This window comes from Nonomuraea sp. NPDC049625, from assembly GCF_040675285.1.
In the GTDB taxonomy this organism is placed as follows: domain Bacteria; phylum Actinomycetota; class Actinomycetes; order Streptosporangiales; family Streptosporangiaceae; genus Nonomuraea; species Nonomuraea angiospora_A.
Window position 1 is genome coordinate 108090 of the sequence record NZ_JBFAOQ010000015.1, and the last position, 17349, is coordinate 125438.

Genomic DNA, 17349 nt, shown 5'->3' on the forward strand with positions numbered 1-17349 from the left:
CTCCCACGATTGCGCATTGACAGCATGTTGTCGAAATGACAGGATGTTGTCATGAAGGGAATCGTGCACCACGCCGTTTATGACACGTTCGCCGACTGGGAGACCGGTCACGCGACCACGCACCTCCGCAACGGGCGCTACCAGCGCGAGCCGGGCGGCTTCGAGATCGTCACCGTGGGGTTGACCACGGATCCCGTCGTCAGCATGGGCGGGCTGCGCGTCACCCCGGACCTGGCGCTCGACCAGCTCTCGCCCGCCTCCAGCGCGCTGCTCATCCTGCCCGGGGCCGACCTGTGGGACGCCGGCCCGTCGCTGGCGCCGTTCGCCGCCAAGGCCGGGGAGTTCCTGGACGCGGGGGTGCCGGTGGCGGCCATCTGCGGCGCCACCGCCGGGCTCGCCCGCGAAGGGCTCCTGGACTCGCGTGATCACACGAGCGCGGTGGTGCAGTATCTGGAGGCGCAGGAGGGCTACGCCGGCGCCGGTCACTACCTCGACCGGGACGCGGTGCTCGGGGGCGACCTCATCACGGCTGGTCCCACGGAGCCGGTGGCGTTCGCGCGGGAGATCTTCCGCCGGCTCGACATCTACCGTCCTGAGGTGCTGGACGCGTGGTTCCGGCTGTTCGCGAGCAGCGACCCGGCGGCGTTCGGGGTGTTGATGGCGGCATGACCGACACGGGGGAACTGCTCTCGGGCCTGGCGCTGGGGTCGTTCCGGCTCAACGGGCAGTTCCTTCAGGTGGCGGAGGGGCTGGCCCGCCCGGCGGGGATGACGGCGGCCTGGTGGCAGGTGCTCGGGGCGGTCCTGCGGGAGCCGCTCCCGGTGGCGGGGGTGGCCCGCGTCATGGGGATGACCAGGCAGGGGGTGCAGCGGATCGCGGACCTGCTGGTGGAGCGGGGGCTGGCCGAATACCTGCCCAACCCGGCGCACCGGCGCGCCAAGCTCCTCCAGCCCACGGCCGCCGGGCGCGCGGCCGTCGCCAAGATCAACCCCGGCCATCAGGCCCTCGCTGATCGGCTGGTGGCGGAGATGGGGGTGGACGCGGCCCGCGACTGCCTCGCCGCCCTCCACCTCCTCTCCACCACCCTCGACCGCCTCACCACCCCCTCGTAGGCCCCTGCCGCCGCACGCGGACAGCACCCCGGCGTCCTGGAGTGCCGCGTCGGCGGGACGTGGTGCGGTGGAGCCCGGCGCCGGGGTGCGGTGGCCCGCCGGTCGCGCCACCGACGCCCTTGGCCCGTGCCGCCTGGCGATGCGGGCCGCGCGGCGTGCGGGCGTCCTTCGGGGCGTGCGCGGCGTCGTCCGTGCGGGCGTCCTGGGGCGAGGCGCTTGCACGCGGGCAGCACCCGGCACCTCGGAGCGCCGCGTCGGCGGAGCGGGCCGCGGCGGGTGGAATTCATGGTCGTTTTTGAATCCCGCCACCCACCCGGCCGTCACCGGAGTTTGCGGCGGGGTTTGAAGACCGAGAGCGTGGTCGCGGTCATCAGCATGGCGATCTGCGTTCCCAGTGCGCCCACCTGCCCCCACTGGCGAGTGGCTGGGACGGCGGCGGCGCCTTCGGTGGCGGCCGCCATTCCCTCGGGGTCGAACAGGAACATGCCCACGCAGATCACGGCCACCAGGAGTACGAGCTTGGCCGCCACCCAGTAATAGCGAAACAGCCCCCAATGGCTGGTCAGCCCCAGTGTGATGCCGCTGATCAATGCGATGAGGCTGAGCGGTATGCCGCCCGCGAAGACCAGGGCGGGCATCAGCCGATAGGCCGCGTGCGCCAGTCCGGCGTCCTTTGTCAGGGCCGCCGCCGTATTCAGCACGACCAGGCCCCACACCTCTCCGACCAGCGCGACGGACGCGATGACATGGATAACCATGACCGTCTTGCGGATACTCGGCCGCATCGATCTCACCTCCGCATTGAGTGAACTCGCCGGCCATCATCGACGCTTTGTTCGCCCGGCACGTCAGCCTCCGGAGGGCTCTCCGGGTACGCCGGCAGGCGTAGGGGCGCTTCTCAAGTTTCGGGTGATCGTTTCCTAAACGACAGTGCAGGTTCGGCCCATCGGGTGCGCGACGGGCCAAAATAAATCCCGCCAAAAGGGCTTCGAACCCTGCGCGTGGGTCCCGTTTCGGCGACGGTCGGGAAAACTCCGTGCCAAGAATGCGAGGTGCCGCCTTGACTTCGAGGTGGGCTTTTTGAGTTGCAGTTCCGGCCGCCTGCCGCGATGGTTATTTCCGGCACCTCACAGCCCTGCACAAACGACTAGGCGCTGAATTCCGGCGCCGTTCCATGGAGGAAACCACACATGATCCGTCGCATTCTGGCCGGTGCAGCAATCGCGGCCGCCGCGTTCGGTCTCTCCGCAACGGGAGCCTCGGCCAGCGTCGGCCCCAACCCGCACAACAGCGGGCAATCCATCCTGAGTCAGCTGAGCGCCCTGGACGACCTGACCGCGCTCAACGACGTCCTCAACGACTCCGTGAAGTACGTCGACATCCTGACCCTCCTCCACCTGCAGGACATCGATGCCAACATCCTGAACAACCAGGAGAACACGGGCGACAACAACTGACGGCTCCTCTCGTGGCGTAGGCAGGAAGCCGATCGGCGGTTCCCGGGAGGGACTCCGCCCGGCCAAGGTCGTCTTCCTGGTGCCTTGAGGTGAACCGCGAAAACGGGCCGTGGACGTTCGCGAACCCACGGCACGGGCCCGGTGCGCACCGAGCTCTCCGTCCCGCGGCCCAGGTCGATCACTGCAGGACGACCTGGGCCGCGTGGCCGTTCACGGCGGCGGAGCTCGGGGCGTCGCCGCCGTCCGAGGCCGCGGAGCTCAGCGCGTGGCCGTTCATCCAGGTGTCGCTCGGCCGGACCACGCCGAGGAAGGTACGCCTGCCGAGCGGGTCCACCCGGACGGACTGCCCGGTGTACGGGGCGTGCACCATCCGCGTCGCGTCCACGACGATGCCGACGTGCTCGGGCCCGGGGCTGTGAGAGTCGCTGTCGAAGAAGATCAGATCCCCCGGCTCCGCCCGCTCCTTGGGTATCCGGATCCCGGAGCGCCACTGCTCCCGCGTGGTCGAGCCGATCGACACCCCCGCCCGCGCCCACGCGTATTCCGCGAGCCCCGAGCAGTCGAATCCCCACGTCTTCGCCCCTCTTCCGGTGCCGAACCCGGGGCCGTTCACCCCGCCGCCGCCCCACGAGTACGGGACGCCGATCATCTCTATCGCCGCACGCATCGCGATCGTCCCGCTCGCCGATCGCCGGGCCATCGCGGGAATGGCCGGAACCGCGCACAGAATCACCGGTGCCAGTGCTATTGGCAGCAGCCGCCGTGTTCTATTCATGACATATTCAGCGCTCCCGTCGGCCCGCCTCCGCCCGCCCGTTCTCCCGATAGCATTCCTCCTTCTGTATAGCGATAAAACGGACTTTGACCATACGGGAGGTCCGTATGGCCATAAGCTGAAAAACTGCCCCCACGCCACCCCAGGGCAAATGCGTGCTTGTCGTATATATCCGGACGATCCATGATCAACAATCAAGGAATTGGTGCGCGCATTTGACTCCGGCTTAGCACAGTCGGGTTGCGGCCCGTCGAGGCACCGCGAAATGGTATTCCTGGAATCCCGCAGCCCGGTGCGAGTGATTCACGATGACGCGCATCCCGCGCAAATTCCGACGAAGGAGAAACAAGAAATGATGCGTCGCATTCTCGCTGGTGCAGCGATCGCGGGTTGCCTGCTCGGGTTCTCGGCCACGAGCGCCTCCGCCGACGTCGGTCCCAACGCGTTCAACAAGAAGCAGCAGATCCTCAGTCAGCTGAGCCTGCTCGACGACCTCACGCTGGCCAACGACGTCCTCAACGACTCCGTGAAGTACATCGACGCCGCGACCATCGGTCACCTGCAGGACCTCGACATCAACCTGCTCAACAACCAGTCCCACGTGGGCGACAACAACTGAGCGCGTACGCCTGACGTGAGGGCGCTCCGGTAGCCACGGCCCCTGTGGCGGCACCAGTGGCGGCACCTTGCCGGAGCGCTCCCCGGGCCGGGGCGGCACCGTCCGAGTCGGATCTTTCGCAGCAGTCAAGGGCACGGCCATGCCGTGCCCTTCATAATTTCCCCGAAATTCGGTCATTTTCCGGCGAAAATTACATAGCCAAACATACTTCGTGTAACCTGGGTTCTGGTTATTTGCCAGAGACCGGATTACACCCCCAGAGCGTGCGTGTTGGGGGGCGAAGAGCGTGAGCGTCCAAGAGCGGTTGCTCTACCAGGATGGGCAGCTGACGATCACGGTGCGCGCTGCGCCCGGACCGCCGGCCGTCGCGCTGGTCGGCGAGATCGACGCCTCCAACAGCCCCGCGGTGGCCGACACCCTGGCGGGGTGCCGCCAGGGCGCGTACATCGTCGTCGACACGGGCGAGCTGACCTTCATCGACGTCTCCGGCCTGCGGGTGCTCGTCATGCCCACGCTGCCGCCCGCGGAGCGGTGGATCCGCCTGCACAATGTCACGCCGTACCAGCGGCGACTGCTCCGCATGATGGGCTGGTTCTACGAGCCCCGCACCCATCACCTGCCCGCGTAGGCCGCTGAGGTGCCGAGGCCCGTCGGCCCGCCCAGCCGCCGCTCGGGCACCCGGTTGTGGCGGAGCAGCGAGGCCTCGTCGAACCGGGAGCAGTGGTGGTGCCAGTGGAACACCCCGGCCACCCAGTTACGCAGCCCGTCCACGAACGCGTCGAGGTCCTGCCGGGCGTCCGCGTCGAGGCCGAGGTCGTCGGCGACGACCGGCAGCTCGTGCTCGACGATGTGCTGGAACTGGCCCACCCGCGAGTCCAGCAGGTCGGTCACGATGCCGAGCGCCGTCGGGTAGTCGCAGTCGAAGAAGTGCTGCACCACCAGGATGCCGTTGTGCAGGTCCCCCTCGAACTCGATCTCCTTCTGGTAGGAGAAGACATCGTTGATCAGCGTCCCGCAGTCGGCGGCGGTGTTCTCCAGCGACCGGATCGGCCCGCTCTCGCGCAGCTCACGGGGGAGCCGCCGGCCGTGCCGCATCCGGCTGAAGCTCATGGTCAGCTCGCTGCCGGCGGCCTGCCGGCGCATCTCGACGAAGTCCACGGGGTCGGGGATGCGGTTGGCGAACTGGTTGCCCAGCTCCCACAGCCAGGCGAGACACGTGCTCTCGACCGCCTCGCGCAGCTCGCGGCGCCCCTCCGGCGGCATCGGCCCCACCGTACGCGCCCAGACGTCGGCCAGGCCCCGCTCCAGCACGCTCGCGGGCGCCGGCGCGGGCGAGCCGTCCAGCGGCATGAACGCCGAGAACCGCTCCACCGCGATCCTGGCCGCCGCGAGGTTGCGGGACCGGCCGAAGACGGCCGGGAAGTAGTCGTCCGCGTACGTGCCCCACGCCATCCAGTACGACGCCAGGTCCAGCTCCTCGGGACTGCCGTCCGGATGCAGGCCCGCGGTGCACAGAGGCAGGTCGAGGTCGACGAGCCGTTGCTCGTCCCACAGGGTCGAGTCGAGCATCCCCATCTCCCCGCACCAGGCCACGGTGTTGCGCCGGGCGGCGTCGAGATGGGGCGACAGCCTGACCTGGAAGGGCATGGGCAGGTCGGGGATCCGCGAGGGCCCCACCCGCTGGTACGGCACGTACGTGAAGTTACGCAGCCGCTTGGCCCCCAGCATGTTGACGATCGACGGCATGCCCAGCGGCTTGCGGGCGGCGACCCGCTTGTTCATGTACCGGCTGGAGCGCAGGTGCCACTCGTGCCCGCCCGACTGCCAGTCCTGCAGCCCCTTGACGTAGGCCAGCACGCCGGCCGCGGTGAGCGGGTCGACGCCGTACTCCACGAACAGCGGGCCCAGCTCGCCCAGCGCCGTGTGCTCGAACTGCTGCATCCGCGAGGTCAGCAGGTCGTTGACCGCGTCCGCGGCCTCCTGCGTGCCGCATCCCAGGAACCTCTCCAGCACCAGCACACCGTTGCTCAGCTCACCCTCGTCCCCGACCTCCCGCTCGTACGAGAACAGGTCGTTACGCAGGTGGACCGCGTCCGCGAAGGCGTCCTTCAGCACCCGCAGCGGCCGGGTCCCGGCCAGCCGGGCGGGCACCTCGGCGCCCACCGCGTGCTCGACGAGCCCCGCCGACCAGGGAGCCCCGCCGACCTTGCGGCGCATCTCGATGTACTCGACCGGGTTGGCCACCCGCCCCCGGTTGATGTTGGCCAGCTCCCAGAGGGACTCGTTCAGCAGGTTTCTGGTGCTCTCGGCGAAGCGCGCCCGCCAGTCCGCCGACCTGCTGGGCACCGTACGCACCCACAGGTCGGCCAGGCCCGCCTCGACGGGGTTGGTGGGCTCGGGCATGGTCAGGTCATCGCCCATCGGCATGAACTGCGCGATCCGGTCGAGGTACGCCTTGCTGCCGGCCAGGTCGCCGGTGCGCTTGAAGACCTCCAGGAAGTGGTCGTCGAAGAAGAAGACCCACACGTACCAGTCGGTGATCAGGCAGAGCTCGACGGCGTCGCAGTCGGGATGCGTGTACGAGCACAGCAGCGCGTAGTCGTGGGCGTCCAGGTCGGCCTCCTCCCAGATGCCAGAGCCTTCGGACATGCCCAGGTCGCGCGCCCACTGTCTGGAGTGCGCGCGAGCCTCTTCGAGATGCGGGTTCAGCCGCGCCGGGTACGGCATGTAGAAGTCCGGCAGTTCGAACGGCTGGCTCATGGCAGCTCCTCCACGTAAGTGATCGGCCGGCACCGCGCGCAGGCGGTGCCGGCCGTCCGGTTCCTCGCTCAGCCGTTCCTGCCGACCTCGACGTCCTCCAGCACGCCGAGCGCGTCAGGCACGAGCACCGCCAGCGAGTAGTACGCACTCACCAGGTAGGACATGACCGCCTTCTCGTTGATGTTCATGAACCGGACCGACAGGCTCGGCTGGTACTCGTCGGGGATGCCGGTCTGGTGCAGGCCGACGACACCCTGGTTCTCCTGGCCGGTACGCATGAGCAGGAACGACGTCGTGTACGTGGAGGAGACCGGGATCTTGTTGCACGGGAAGATCGGGACGCCCCGCCAGGCCGGCACCTTGTGCCCGAAGGCCTCGATGGACTGCGGGTAGACGCCGCGCTTGCTGCACTCCCGGCCGAAGGCCGCGATGGCCTGCGGGTGCGCGAGGAAGAACGCCGGGTCCTTCCACACGGTGGCCAGCAGGTCGTCGAGGTCGTCGGGGGTGGGACGGCCGGAGCGGGTGCGGATGCGCTGGCTGAAGTCGGCGTTGTTGAGCAGGCCGAATTCCTTGTTGTTGATCATCTCGTGTTCCTGCCGCTCGCGCAGGGCCTCGATGGTGAGGCGGAGCTGCTGGTCGAGCTGGCTCATCGGCTGGTTGTACAGGTCGGAGACCCGGGTGTGCACCCGCAGGACCGTCTGCGCCACGCTCAGCTCGTACTCGCGCGGGCTCAGCTCGTAGTCCACGAACGTGCCGGGCAGCACGGGCTCGCCGCTGTGGCCGGCCGACAGGTCGATCGCCGCCTCGCCGTAGTCGTTGTGGGCGTGCTCCCCGCTCGCCGAGAGCCACTGGTCCAGGTGCTCGCGCAGGCCGGGAGACTGGTCGGCGAGCTGCTCGAAGTCCTGCCGGGACAGCGTGAGCACGGTGGTCTTGGTCTTGGCCCGCGCGGTGAAGTCGAAACTGCCGCCACTCGTCAGCGTCGCCTCACCGAGATAGTCGCCGTCGGCCAGGACGCCGAGGTTCTGCTCGTCGCCGTACGCGCCGCGGCTCACCTTGGCCACCCGGCCGTGGGCGATCAGCACGAGCCGGTCAACGGGGCGGCCCTCGGAGACGATCTCCTCGCCCGCCTCCACCTCACGCTGGGCGAAACGATCGGCCAGCGCCCCCAGCACCTCCGTATCGTCGAAGCCGCGCAGCATGGGCAGCTCGGTGAGCTCCGCAGGGATGACCCGCACGTCCGAACCGGTCGTGCTGAACGTGATGCGGCCGTCACCCAGCTCGTACGTCAGCCGCCGGTTGACCCGGAACACACCGCCCGAACACTGCACCCACGGCAACAGCCGCAGCAGCCAGCGGGAGGTGATCTCCTGCATCTGCGGCGCCGTCTTGGTCGTGGTCGCGAGCTGTCTGGCGGCCTCGGTGCTGAGGCTGAGCTGGCTGTTGCCGTTGGCGGCCTCAGGTGTGGGCGAGTTGGTCGTTTCGGTCATCGTGCTGCACCACCAATCTGGGTTTGGGACCTAGCCGGGGTTGCGGGTGGATCGGATTTCGAGCGGCAGGGAGAACGTGAGGGTCTCCTCGGTCACGGTCACCGGCTCCACGTCGTCGTATCCGTGGGCGGCGAGCCAGCCGAGTAACTCCCCGACCAGCCGCTCGGGGACGGAGGCGCCGGAGCTGACCCCGACGGTCCGCACGCCGTCGAGCCAGCGCTCGTCGGCGTCGGCGGCCTGGTCGATCAGGTACGCCGCTCCCGCGCCCGCGTTGAGGGCCACTTCGACTAGCCGCCGCGAGTTCGACGAGTTGGCGGAGCCGACGACGATGACCAGCTCGCACCGCGGGGCGATCCTGGTGATCGCCTCCTGGCGGTTCTGGCTGGCGTAGCAGATGTCGTCGCTGGGCGGGTCGACCAGCTGGGGGAAGCGTTTGCGCAGCTCGGCGACGGCCTGCATGGTCTCGTCCACGGCCAGCGTGGTCTGCGACAGCCAGCTCATCGGGCGCGAGCCGCCCGCCGTCAGCTCGTCGGGCCTGGCCGGGTCCACGACGTGGATGCGCTCGGGGGCCTCGCCGAACGTGCCCTCGACCTCCTCGTGCTCGGCGTGGCCGATGAGCACGATCTCGTAGCCCGCCTCGGCCATGCGCACGGCCTCTTTGTGGACCTTCGTGACCAGCGGGCAGGTGGCGTCGATCGTCCGCAGGCCGCGCAGTCCCGCCTCGTCCTTCACCGCCGGCGCGACGCCGTGGGCGGAGAAGACGACCAGCGAGCCGTCGGGGACCTCGTCGAGCTCCTCGACGAAGATCGCGCCGCGCCGGGTGAGGTCGTCGACCACGTACGTGTTGTGCACGATCTGTTTGCGCACGTAGACCGGTGGACCGAAGCGTCTCAACGCCTCTTCGACGGTGCTGATCGCACGCTCGACACCCGCGCAGAAGCCGCGCGGGGCCGCGAGAAGAACCTGTCCCATCTGGGGAACCTCTCTACTTGGTGCGGTGCGCGAGCTGGTCGGCCAGCACGGCCAGCGCTCTCGCCGCGTCCGGCTCCATCCGCGCCGCGGCCAGCGCCGTCACGGCCTCGCGCACACGGTCTTCGATCATTTCCTCGACCTCGGCCAGCGCTCCCGTGTCGCGCAGGATCTGCCGCAGCTCCTCGGCGCGCTCCTCGGTCAGCTCCGGGTTGCCGTGCCAGCTCTTGAGATGGGCGAGCTGGGCGGGGGTGGCCCGCAGCACGGCGTGCGCGACGAGCACGGTGTGCTTGCCCTCGCGCAGGTCGTCCAGCGCTGACTTGCCGGTCTCCGACTCCAGGCCGAACGTGCCGAGCACGTCGTCGCGGAGCTGGAACGCCTCGCCCAGCGGCAGGCCGAAGCGAGAGTAGGACTCCAGCAGCTCCAGCGAGGCCCCGGCCAGCGCGCCGCCGATCTGCAGCGGCCGCTCGACGGTGTACTTGGCGGTCTTGAACCGGATCACCGTGAGCGCCTCGTCCACGCTCGCACCCGAGCGGATCTGGGCCAGGACGTCGAGATACTGGCCGCTGATGACCTCGGTGCGCATGGTGTCGAACACGTGGTGCGCGGCCCGCAGCCGGTGCGGCTCCACGCCGCACGACGACAGCATGGTGTCGGACCAGGCCAGGCTCAGCGTGCCGAGCAGGATGCCGCCCGCCTGCCCGAACGCGTCCGAGCCCGGGCCGCGGTGCAGCCCGGCCAGGCTCCTGTGCACGGTGGCCCGGCCGCGCCGCAGCTCGCTGCCGTCCATGATGTCGTCGTGGATGAGCAGGCCGGCGTGGCAGAGCTCCAGGGACGCGGCGGCGGTGATTATCTCGTCGCCGTCGCCCCCGCCGGCGCCCCGCCAGCCCCAGTAGCAGAGCTGCGGCCTGACGCGCTTGCCGCCGTTGAGGACGAAGTCGGTGAGCAACTGGTACGCCGCCTCGACGTCGGGGTCGTCGACGGGAGCTCGCCAGGTCTCGAGGAAACCGGCCAGGCGACGGTCGATGCGTGATCCAACGTTGTGCTGAGTGAAGCTCACCGGCATGCGCGCGGCTCCTTCTGTCAGGGCGTCAGCTACCAATAGTTACTCACCCAATACAGAGCGTGTAAAGCGTTTTGGCGCGGAGCGTTCGCCCTTTGCCAAGATCCAGGCGTGTCGGGAGGCCACCTGGAGCCACTGCCGATTTGATGGCATATGTACGGGTATGCGGCATTTGTGGCTATTCCGTAAGGAGGCACCATGAAGGCAGTCACCTGGCACGGCAAGCGCGACGTCCGGGTCGAGGAGGTTCCCGATCCCGCCATCAAGGAGCCCAACGACGCGGTCATCAGGATCACCACGACCGGGATCTGCGGCTCCGACCTGCACCTGTACGAGGTGCTCGGGCCGTTCATGGCCGAGGGCGACATCCTCGGGCACGAGCCCATGGGCATCGTCGAGGAGGTCGGCTCCGCGATCGAGAACATCAAGCCGGGTGACCGCGTGGTCATCCCGTTCAACATCTCCTGCGGCCACTGCCACACGTGCGGCATGCAGCTCTACGCGCAGTGCGAGACCACGCAGGTCCGCGAGCAGGGCATGGGAGCGGCCCTGTTCGGCTACACCAAGCTCTACGGGCAGGTGCCCGGCGGGCAGGCCCAGTACCTGCGGGTCCCCGAGGCGCAGTTCGGCCCGCTCAAGGTGCCCGACGGGCCGCCGGACGAGCGCTTCGTCTACCTGTCCGACGTGCTGCCGACCGCCTGGCAGGCCGTCGAGTACGCGGACGTCCCCGAGGGCGGCAGCGTCACCGTCTTCGGCCTCGGCCCCATCGGCCAGATGTGCTGCCGCATCGCCCGCCACCGCGGCTACCGGGTGATCGGCGTGGACGGCGTCACGCAGCGCCTGGAGATGGCCCGCCGCCACGGCATCGAGGTCATCGACGCGAGCGAGGTCGCCGACGTCCCCGAGGAGGTCCGCCATCGGACCTCCGGACGCGGCACGGACTCGGTCATCGACGCGGTCGGCATGGAGGCCCACGGCTCCCCGGCCGCCAAGCTCGCCCAGACGCTCACCACGATGCTGCCGGGCGCGGTGGCCGCGCCGCTCATGTCGCACACGGGCGTGGACCGCCTCGCCGCCCTCAACCACGCCATCGGCTCCGTACGGCGCGGCGGCGTCATCTCCGTCATCGGCGTCTACGGGGGCATGACGGACCCCATGCCCATGCTGCGCATGTTCGACAAGGGCATCACGATGCGCATGGGGCAGGCCCACGTCCGGCGGTGGACCAACGCGCTGATGCCGCTGGTGACCGACGAGTCGGATCCGCTCGGCGTGATGGACCTCGCCACCCATCGGATGCCCCTGGAGCAGGCGCCCCTCGCGTACGAGATGTTCCAGAAGAAGTCCGACGGAGCCGTCAAGATCCTGCTCCAGCCATAATCTGGCAGGTCAGAGGGGTTTCGCTGCCCGGTCGGCGGGCAGCGAAGCACCCATGAGAGTCGTTGTGGTGGGTGCGACCGGCAACGTCGGCACCAGCCTGGTGCGTGCGCTGGCCGCCGACGACGGCGTGACCTCGATCGTCGGGGTCGCCCGTCGGCTGCCCGGATGGCGGATCGACCGCACCGACTGGCGGCAGGCGGACGTCGCGACCGCGGATCTGACGCGGATCTTCGACGGGGCGGACGCCGTCGTCCATCTCGCGTGGCTGTTCCAGCCCACCAGGGACCCGGCGACGACCTGGCGGGCGAACGTGCTGGGCAGCATGCGCGTCTTCCGCGCCGTCGCCGAGGCGGGGGTGCCCGCGCTCGTCCACGCCTCGTCCGTGGGCGCGTACTCGCCGGGGCCCGAGGACCGGGCGGTGGACGAGAGCTGGCCCACGCACGGCTGGCCGGGGGCCGCGTACGGGCGGGAGAAGGCGTACGTCGAGCGGGTGCTCGACGTCTTCGAGAACGATCACCCGAGCATCCGGGTGGTGCGGATGCGGCCGGGGTTCGTCTTCCAGCGGGTGGCCGCCACCGAGCAGCGCAGGCTGTTCGGCGGGCCGTTCGTGCCGGGGTGGCTGATCAAGGAGGGGCGGATCCCGTTCGTGCCGGACATCCCGGGCCTGCGGCTCCAGGCGCTGCACGCGGAGGACGCGGCGGAGGCGTACCGGCTGGCCGTCACCAAAGAGGTGCGGGGGGCGTTCAACCTCGCCGCCGCGCCCGTGCTCGACCCGCCCGACCTGGCCAAGCTGCTCGGCACCCGTACGGTCCCGGTCTCGCCCGCCGTGGCCAGGACGGTCATGTCGGCGGCCTGGCACCTGCGGCTCCTGCCGGCCGCGCCCGGCCTGCTGGACCTGGTCCTGCGGGCCCCGATCATGAAGACCGACCGCGCCAGGGACGTGCTGGGGTGGACGCCGCGGCACCCGTCGTGGGAGGCCGTGCGGGAGCTGTTCGAGGGGCTGCACGACGGGGCCGGCATGGACACCGCGCCGCTGGCCCCCGACGGCGGACCCGTCGGCCGCGTCAAGGAGCTCGCCGCCGGTGTCGGTGGGGCGTCCGGGGTGTAAGTCGTCTCCTCCGGGGAACGTGACACACGACGCGAGGTCCTGAAGCGCGAGAGCCGCCCTGTAGCCGCCCTGTCGGACGACACGGAGGGAGCGCATGCGGACCCTGATGGCCCAGCCCTTCGCCCTCGACGACGTCACCAGGCTGCGCCGCGCCGTGGCCGAGTGCGCCAGGAGCTGCGGGCTGAGCAGCCCTCGGCTGGACGACTTCGTCCTGGCCGTGCACGAGAGCGTCGTCAACGCCGTGGAGCACGGGGGTGGGCATGGGTACTTCAAGCTGTGGACGGTGGACGGAGTCATCCGCTCGGAGACGTCCGACGAGGGGAGGGGCATCCCCGACGGGTACGTCAACGGCAGCATCACCCCGCTCGAACTCGCGCAGGGCGGCAGGGGGATCTACCTCATCCGCCGGCTGTGCGACACGGCCGACTTCGACACCGGTCCCGGGGGGACGACGGTCCTGCTCACGATGCGGCTGCCGGGCGGGCCCGAGCGCGCGGCGCACGAGGTCATGAAACGCATCCGCGTGATGGCCGGCTGCCGCCCCTTCGGCCGTTTCATGGCCTGACCCCCGCTCCGCGCCGGGTGGTCGGGTGCCAGGTAGGCTCGCTACGTGAGCGGCGAAGCGCTTTCCCCGGGGATCATCTCGCCCGTCCGGCGCATCGGGCGGCGGGAGTTCGATTTCGCGCGCCAGGTCGCCGTCATGGCCATCGTCAACAGGACGCCCAACTCCTTCCACGACCAGGGCAGCACGTTCGAGCTCGACAACGCCGTGGCGGCCGCGTGCCGGGCCGTGGACGACGGGGCCGACTGGGTGGACATCGGCGGGTTCGCCTTCAGCGCGGCCCAGGCGCAGATCGGCGCGGACGAGGAGATCGACCGGGTGGCCCCGGTCATCGCCGAGGTCAGGAAGGCCACCGACGCCGTCATCTCCGTCGACACCCACCGGCCCGACGTGGCGCGGGCGGCCGTCGAGGCGGGCGCGGACGTGATCAACGACACCAACGGCCTGCGCGAGCCCGGCATGGCGGAGTTCGCGGCCAAGTCGGGGGTCAGCGTGATCGTGACGCACAGCCTCGGCGGCCCGGGCAGGCGCGTCTTCCGGCCGAGCTACCAGGACGTCGTCGCCGAGGTGGCCGGCTACCTGCGCGAGCGGGTCGCGTACGCGCTGGAGGCCGGGATCGCCCCGGACCGGATCATCATCGACCCCGGCCACGACCTGAACAAGAACACCTTCCACTCCCTGGAGATCACCCGGCGGCTGGAGGAGATCACCGCGATCGGCTACCCGACGCTGGTGGCCCTGTCCAACAAGGACTTCATCGGCGAGACGCTCGACCGGCCGCAGGGGGAGCGGAGGGAGGGCACGATCGCCGCCAACGTCTTCTCGATCGTCAAGGGCGCCCGCATCCTGCGGGTGCACGACGTGGCCGGCACGGTCGCGTCCGTACGCATGACCGAGGCCATGCTCGGCTGGCGTGGCCCGCTGACCCCGAGTCACAACCTGGCCTGAGGAGGCCGTCTTGACCGAGCGGAAACCCCTGGGCATGCCGTTCGAGAGCTGGATCGACCGGCAGATCCGCGAGGCGCAGGAGCGCGGCGAGTTCGACGACCTGCCCGGGGCCGGCAAGCCGCTGCCGGACCGGCCGCACGACGACATGTGGTGGATCAAGCAGAAGATCGAGAGCGAAGGGCTGTCGATGCCCCTGCCGCCCACGCTGGCGCTGCGCAAGCAGGCGGAGGAGGCGCTGGCCGACGCGCGCGGGGCCCGGTCGGAGACCGAGGTGCGGCGGATCCTCGACGAGATCAACCAGAAGATCCGCGACGCGATCAGGACGGGGCTGTCGGGCCCGCCGCTCAACCTGATGCCTTTCAACGTTGACGAGATCGTCTCGGAGTGGCGCAGAGCGCAGAGGTGAAGGGGCCCCGCGGACGGGGCCCCTTCGGGTGAATCGAGAGACCCGGGTCAGGCGGGTCCCTCCGAGAGACCCGGGTCAGGCGGGTCTCTCGGGCTCATGCCGGGGGCGATGGCCCCCGGTCCTGACGGTCTTCAGTTGACGGGCGGGTAGGCGTTCCTCAGCAGCTCCTGGAACTGCGCCGAGAACCAGCGTCCCGACAGCGGCGAGTTGGGCAGCGCGCCGCTCAGGTTGTTGCCGTTGAGGCTGTTGCCGTGGTAGGTCGGGTCGCACATCCGGTCGAACTTCTTGCCCTCGTCGTTCGGGATGTCCGAGCTGGCGCCGTCCGACTCGCCCGGAGGCTTGATCCAGACGTAGGCGTCGAACCCGGCCGCCGGGCTGGCGGTCGGCCGCGCGCCCAGACCGGCACCGCTCTGGTTGCACCAGTTGCCGGCGTGGATGCGGCGGTCGGTGCGCGACTGGTTGACGAAGTCGTCCACGTTGGTCGAGGTGCTCGGCCCGCTCGGGCGGGCGGAGCCGCCCCAGCCGTTGCGCGAGGTGTCGATCAGCATGCCGAGCCCGCTCTTGAAGCCCTTGGCGATGAGGGCGCTGCGCAGGGCGGCGGCGAACGACTGCTCGTCGACGTACCAGTTCCAGTCGACCCACTTGGACTGCCGGACCGACGTGCCGTTCACGGACGAGTTGATCGTGAAGTACGGCTCGGTGGTCGCGCCGTAGTTGGCGGTGTTGACGATGAAGCCGTCCACGCTGTCCACACCGGCGGTGGCGCCGGCCACGGTGTTGTAGAAGAGGTTGACCGTCGGGTTGAAGTTCGAGTCCCAGCCGAGCCAGGCGTGGTGGGCGGCGTCGATGTAGGTGTAGACGTTGGTGATGGCGTGCAGCTTGTTGAGCGCGTAGCGGACGCCGTCGACGTAGGCACCGGACGAGTTGGCCTCGGCGCACTTGGCGAAGCTGAGGTTGGTGACCAGGTTGGGCAGCGAGTCGGGCTCGATGATCGTGACGATGCGCAGGTTCGCGTACGCGGAGTCGCTCATGATCGCCGAGATCGGGTCGATGTACTCGGTCTTGTAGCGGTTGAGCCCGTTCTCGGCGACGAGCAGCTCGCCGTTGGAGGCCAGCGCCGAGCAGTCGCGGTTGGGCAGGTCGTAGATGACGAACTGGACGGTCAGCGGCGCGGAGCCGTTGGCGGCGTCCTGCCTGACGGCCTCGTCCAGGTGGGCGCGCAGGCCCATGGCGGAGGAGGAGCCGGCGATGGCCGCGATGCGGTCCAGCCAGACGGCGGTGGAGGTGTTGGCCACCGCGGAGCCGCCGGGCTCGGCCTGGGCCTTGGCCTTCCAGTCGGGGTTGACGTAGCCGGTGGCGCCGGCGTACGGGTTCTCGACGTGGCCGCCGGGGGTGGTGCCGCCGTCGTTGTCGGCCTCGGTGGCGGTGACCGTCCTGGAGGTTAGACCGGTCGAGGCGACGGTGATGGTGCGGCTGCCGTTGGCCGTGTCGGAGTCCTCGGAGGCGGCCAGGGTGACCGTCTGCGGGGTGTTCCAGTTGGACGACGTGAACGTGAGGCTGCCGCCGCTGGAGACGGTGATGTTGGTGTCGCCGGTGCCCGCCGTCGAGGTGACGGTCACGTTCGAGGTCGGCGCGGCGGCCAGGCGCACGGTGTACGTGGCGGTGGCGCCCTCGGGCACGGTCACCGCGGTCGGCGTCACGATGATCGACTGCTCCACCACGGCGTCGTCGTCCACCTCGGTGGCCGAGACCGTGGCCGGGGTGACGCCGGTGCCGCCGACGGTGAAGGAGGCGGTGCCCGCGGTCGTGTCGGAGTCCTGGGCCGCGGCCAGGGTGACGGTCTGGGCGGTGTTCCAGTTGGACGGGGTGAAGGTCAGCGAGCCGCCCGAGCTGACGGACAGGTCGGTGTCACCGCTGGCCCGGGTGGTGGTGACGGTCACGTTGGCGGACGGGGCCGAGGAGAGGCGGGCCGTGAACGTCGCCGTGCCGCCCTCGTTCACTGCGACCGCGCTGGCCGAGGTGACCACCGACGGGGTGGTGGGGTTCCCGCCGCCGCCGCAGGTGACCCCGTTCACGGTGAACGCGGTCGGGTTCGGGTTGCTGCCGGTCCAGGTGCCGTTGAAGCCGATGGAGACCGAGCCGCCGGTGCTCAGGCTGCCGTTGTACGGCATGTTCGTCCCGGTCACCCGCGTGCCCGACTGGCTCCAGTTGGCCCCCCAGCCCGTCGGGGTGTACTTCTGCCCCGTGGTCGGGAAGTCGAAGCCCAGGTTCCACGAGGTGATGGGGTCACCGGTGTTCTTCAACGTGATGCTCGCGGTGAAACCGCCCTGGCCGGGGCTGCTGGTCCACGAGTTGGCAGAGTAGGTCACGTCGCAGGCGACGGCGGCGTTGGCTGCCGTGCTCTGGCCGACGACGAGCCCTAAGGCCGCGACACTCGCGGCGGTCACGGTCACGGCCCATTTGCGGAGGCCGCGTTGGAGTCTCACGAGCGATCATCTCCAGTGTTAGAGGGCTGGGAGCGCTCCCATGGTCTGTCGTGGTTCCATCCGTGTACAGAGGGCGATGCTCGCGGAGGTGTCCGCCGGGCCGCATGCTCGTTGAATGCCCCGGAACGCGGATGAAACTTTCATCCCGGGCACCCTGGTGAGAGGAAACACGGGGGTTACCGAACCGCCATTCCGTTGACATACGCGTTGGGGCACC

At 69.7% G+C, this 17349-nt stretch carries 16 protein-coding genes and 2 pseudogenes; 10 read left to right on the forward strand and 8 right to left on the reverse strand.

Translation table 11 applies throughout. The annotated features are described in order from the left end of the window. Positions 1–51: 51 nt before the first annotated feature. Entirely contained in the window at positions 52–669 is a 618-nt protein-coding gene (locus AB0J87_RS46600) for a type 1 glutamine amidotransferase family protein (protein WP_363977825.1), read from the forward strand. Then, the gene (locus tag AB0J87_RS46605) at positions 666–1112 is read left to right on the forward strand and encodes a helix-turn-helix domain-containing protein (protein WP_363977828.1); all 447 of its coding nucleotides are present in this window, start codon (positions 666–668) and stop codon (positions 1110–1112) included. The genes AB0J87_RS46600 and AB0J87_RS46605 overlap by 4 nt, the downstream gene beginning before the upstream one ends. A 320-nt stretch (positions 1113–1432) precedes the next feature. On the opposite strand, the gene AB0J87_RS46610 is transcribed toward AB0J87_RS46605, so the two are convergent. Beyond that, positions 1433–1897 carry a hypothetical protein gene (locus tag AB0J87_RS46610; RefSeq protein ID WP_363977831.1) on the reverse strand — a complete coding sequence of 155 codons (465 nt, stop codon included), beginning with the start codon at positions 1895–1897 and terminating at the stop codon, positions 1433–1435. 405 nt (positions 1898–2302) lie between these two features. On the opposite strand from AB0J87_RS46610, the gene AB0J87_RS46615 reads away from it, so the two are divergent. Beyond that, a complete protein-coding gene (locus tag AB0J87_RS46615) occupies positions 2303–2569 on the forward strand; it encodes a hypothetical protein (protein ID WP_350723666.1) in 267 nt (88 codons plus the stop codon). Positions 2570–2747: 178 nt separating this feature from the next. Here the strand turns inward: AB0J87_RS46615 and AB0J87_RS46620 are convergent, their stop codons facing one another. Continuing rightward, the gene (locus tag AB0J87_RS46620; RefSeq protein WP_350723664.1) at positions 2748–3236 is read right to left on the reverse strand and encodes a C40 family peptidase; all 489 of its coding nucleotides are present in this window, start codon (positions 3234–3236) and stop codon (positions 2748–2750) included. Between the two features lie 460 nt (positions 3237–3696). Between AB0J87_RS46620 and AB0J87_RS46625 the strand changes: the two genes are divergently transcribed. Together AB0J87_RS46625 and AB0J87_RS46630 are read left to right on the forward strand one after the other, a co-directional pair. Continuing rightward, on the forward strand, positions 3697–3963 hold the full coding sequence (locus AB0J87_RS46625) for a hypothetical protein (RefSeq protein ID WP_363977835.1): 267 nt from the start codon (positions 3697–3699) through the stop codon (positions 3961–3963). A 286-nt stretch (positions 3964–4249) separates the two neighbouring features. Beyond that, positions 4250–4591 carry an STAS domain-containing protein gene (locus AB0J87_RS46630; RefSeq protein ID WP_350723662.1) on the forward strand — a complete coding sequence of 114 codons (342 nt, stop codon included), beginning with the start codon at positions 4250–4252 and terminating at the stop codon, positions 4589–4591. Here AB0J87_RS46630 and AB0J87_RS46635 read toward each other — a convergent pair. The 4 genes and pseudogenes from AB0J87_RS46635 to AB0J87_RS46650 all read right to left on the reverse strand — a co-directional run bounded on the left by AB0J87_RS46635 (position 4576) and on the right by AB0J87_RS46650 (position 10245). After that, on the reverse strand, positions 4576–6723 hold the full coding sequence (locus AB0J87_RS46635) for a terpene synthase family protein (protein WP_363977839.1): 2148 nt from the start codon (positions 6721–6723) through the stop codon (positions 4576–4578). The genes AB0J87_RS46630 and AB0J87_RS46635 overlap by 16 nt on opposite strands. Positions 6724–6791: 68 nt before the next feature. Beyond that, positions 6792–8210: a family 2B encapsulin nanocompartment shell protein gene (locus AB0J87_RS46640; protein ID WP_350723659.1), complete on the reverse strand. Its 1419-nt coding sequence runs from the start codon at positions 8208–8210 to the stop codon at positions 6792–6794. 30 nt (positions 8211–8240) lie between these two features. Next, positions 8241–9185, reverse strand: a pseudogene (locus AB0J87_RS46645) (4-hydroxy-3-methylbut-2-enyl diphosphate reductase); the annotation flags it as partial. Between the two features lie 10 nt (positions 9186–9195). Beyond that, entirely contained in the window at positions 9196–10245 is a 1050-nt protein-coding gene (locus AB0J87_RS46650) for a polyprenyl synthetase family protein (RefSeq protein ID WP_363977842.1), read from the reverse strand. Positions 10246–10440: 195 nt separating this feature from the next. Here AB0J87_RS46650 and AB0J87_RS46655 point away from each other — a divergent pair, with 195 nt between their 5' ends. From AB0J87_RS46655 to AB0J87_RS46675, 5 genes are all read left to right on the forward strand, one after another. Further along, complete coding sequence (locus tag AB0J87_RS46655) at positions 10441–11622, forward strand: zinc-dependent alcohol dehydrogenase (protein WP_363977845.1); 1182 nt, start codon at positions 10441–10443, stop codon at positions 11620–11622. 52 nt (positions 11623–11674) lie between these two features. Then, a complete protein-coding gene (locus tag AB0J87_RS46660) occupies positions 11675–12730 on the forward strand; it encodes an NAD-dependent epimerase/dehydratase family protein (protein ID WP_355193653.1) in 1056 nt (351 codons plus the stop codon). A 94-nt stretch (positions 12731–12824) separates the two neighbouring features. Beyond that, the gene (locus AB0J87_RS46665) at positions 12825–13295 is read left to right on the forward strand and encodes an ATP-binding protein (RefSeq protein ID WP_355193655.1); all 471 of its coding nucleotides are present in this window, start codon (positions 12825–12827) and stop codon (positions 13293–13295) included. A gap of 45 nt (positions 13296–13340) precedes the next feature. After that, complete coding sequence (gene folP / locus AB0J87_RS46670; RefSeq protein WP_363977849.1) at positions 13341–14240, forward strand: dihydropteroate synthase; 900 nt, start codon at positions 13341–13343, stop codon at positions 14238–14240. 10 nt (positions 14241–14250) lie between these two features. Then, complete coding sequence (locus tag AB0J87_RS46675) at positions 14251–14646, forward strand: DUF1992 domain-containing protein (protein ID WP_363977852.1); 396 nt, start codon at positions 14251–14253, stop codon at positions 14644–14646. Positions 14647–14777: 131 nt separating this feature from the next. On the opposite strand, the gene AB0J87_RS46680 is transcribed toward AB0J87_RS46675, so the two are convergent. Together AB0J87_RS46680 and AB0J87_RS46685 are read right to left on the reverse strand one after the other, a co-directional pair. Next, on the reverse strand, positions 14778–15941 hold the full coding sequence (locus AB0J87_RS46680) for a glycoside hydrolase family 6 protein (RefSeq protein ID WP_363978454.1): 1164 nt from the start codon (positions 15939–15941) through the stop codon (positions 14778–14780). Between the two features lie 822 nt (positions 15942–16763). Next, positions 16764–17132, reverse strand: a pseudogene (locus AB0J87_RS46685) (cellulose binding domain-containing protein); the annotation flags it as partial. Positions 17133–17349: the final 217 nt, after the last annotated feature.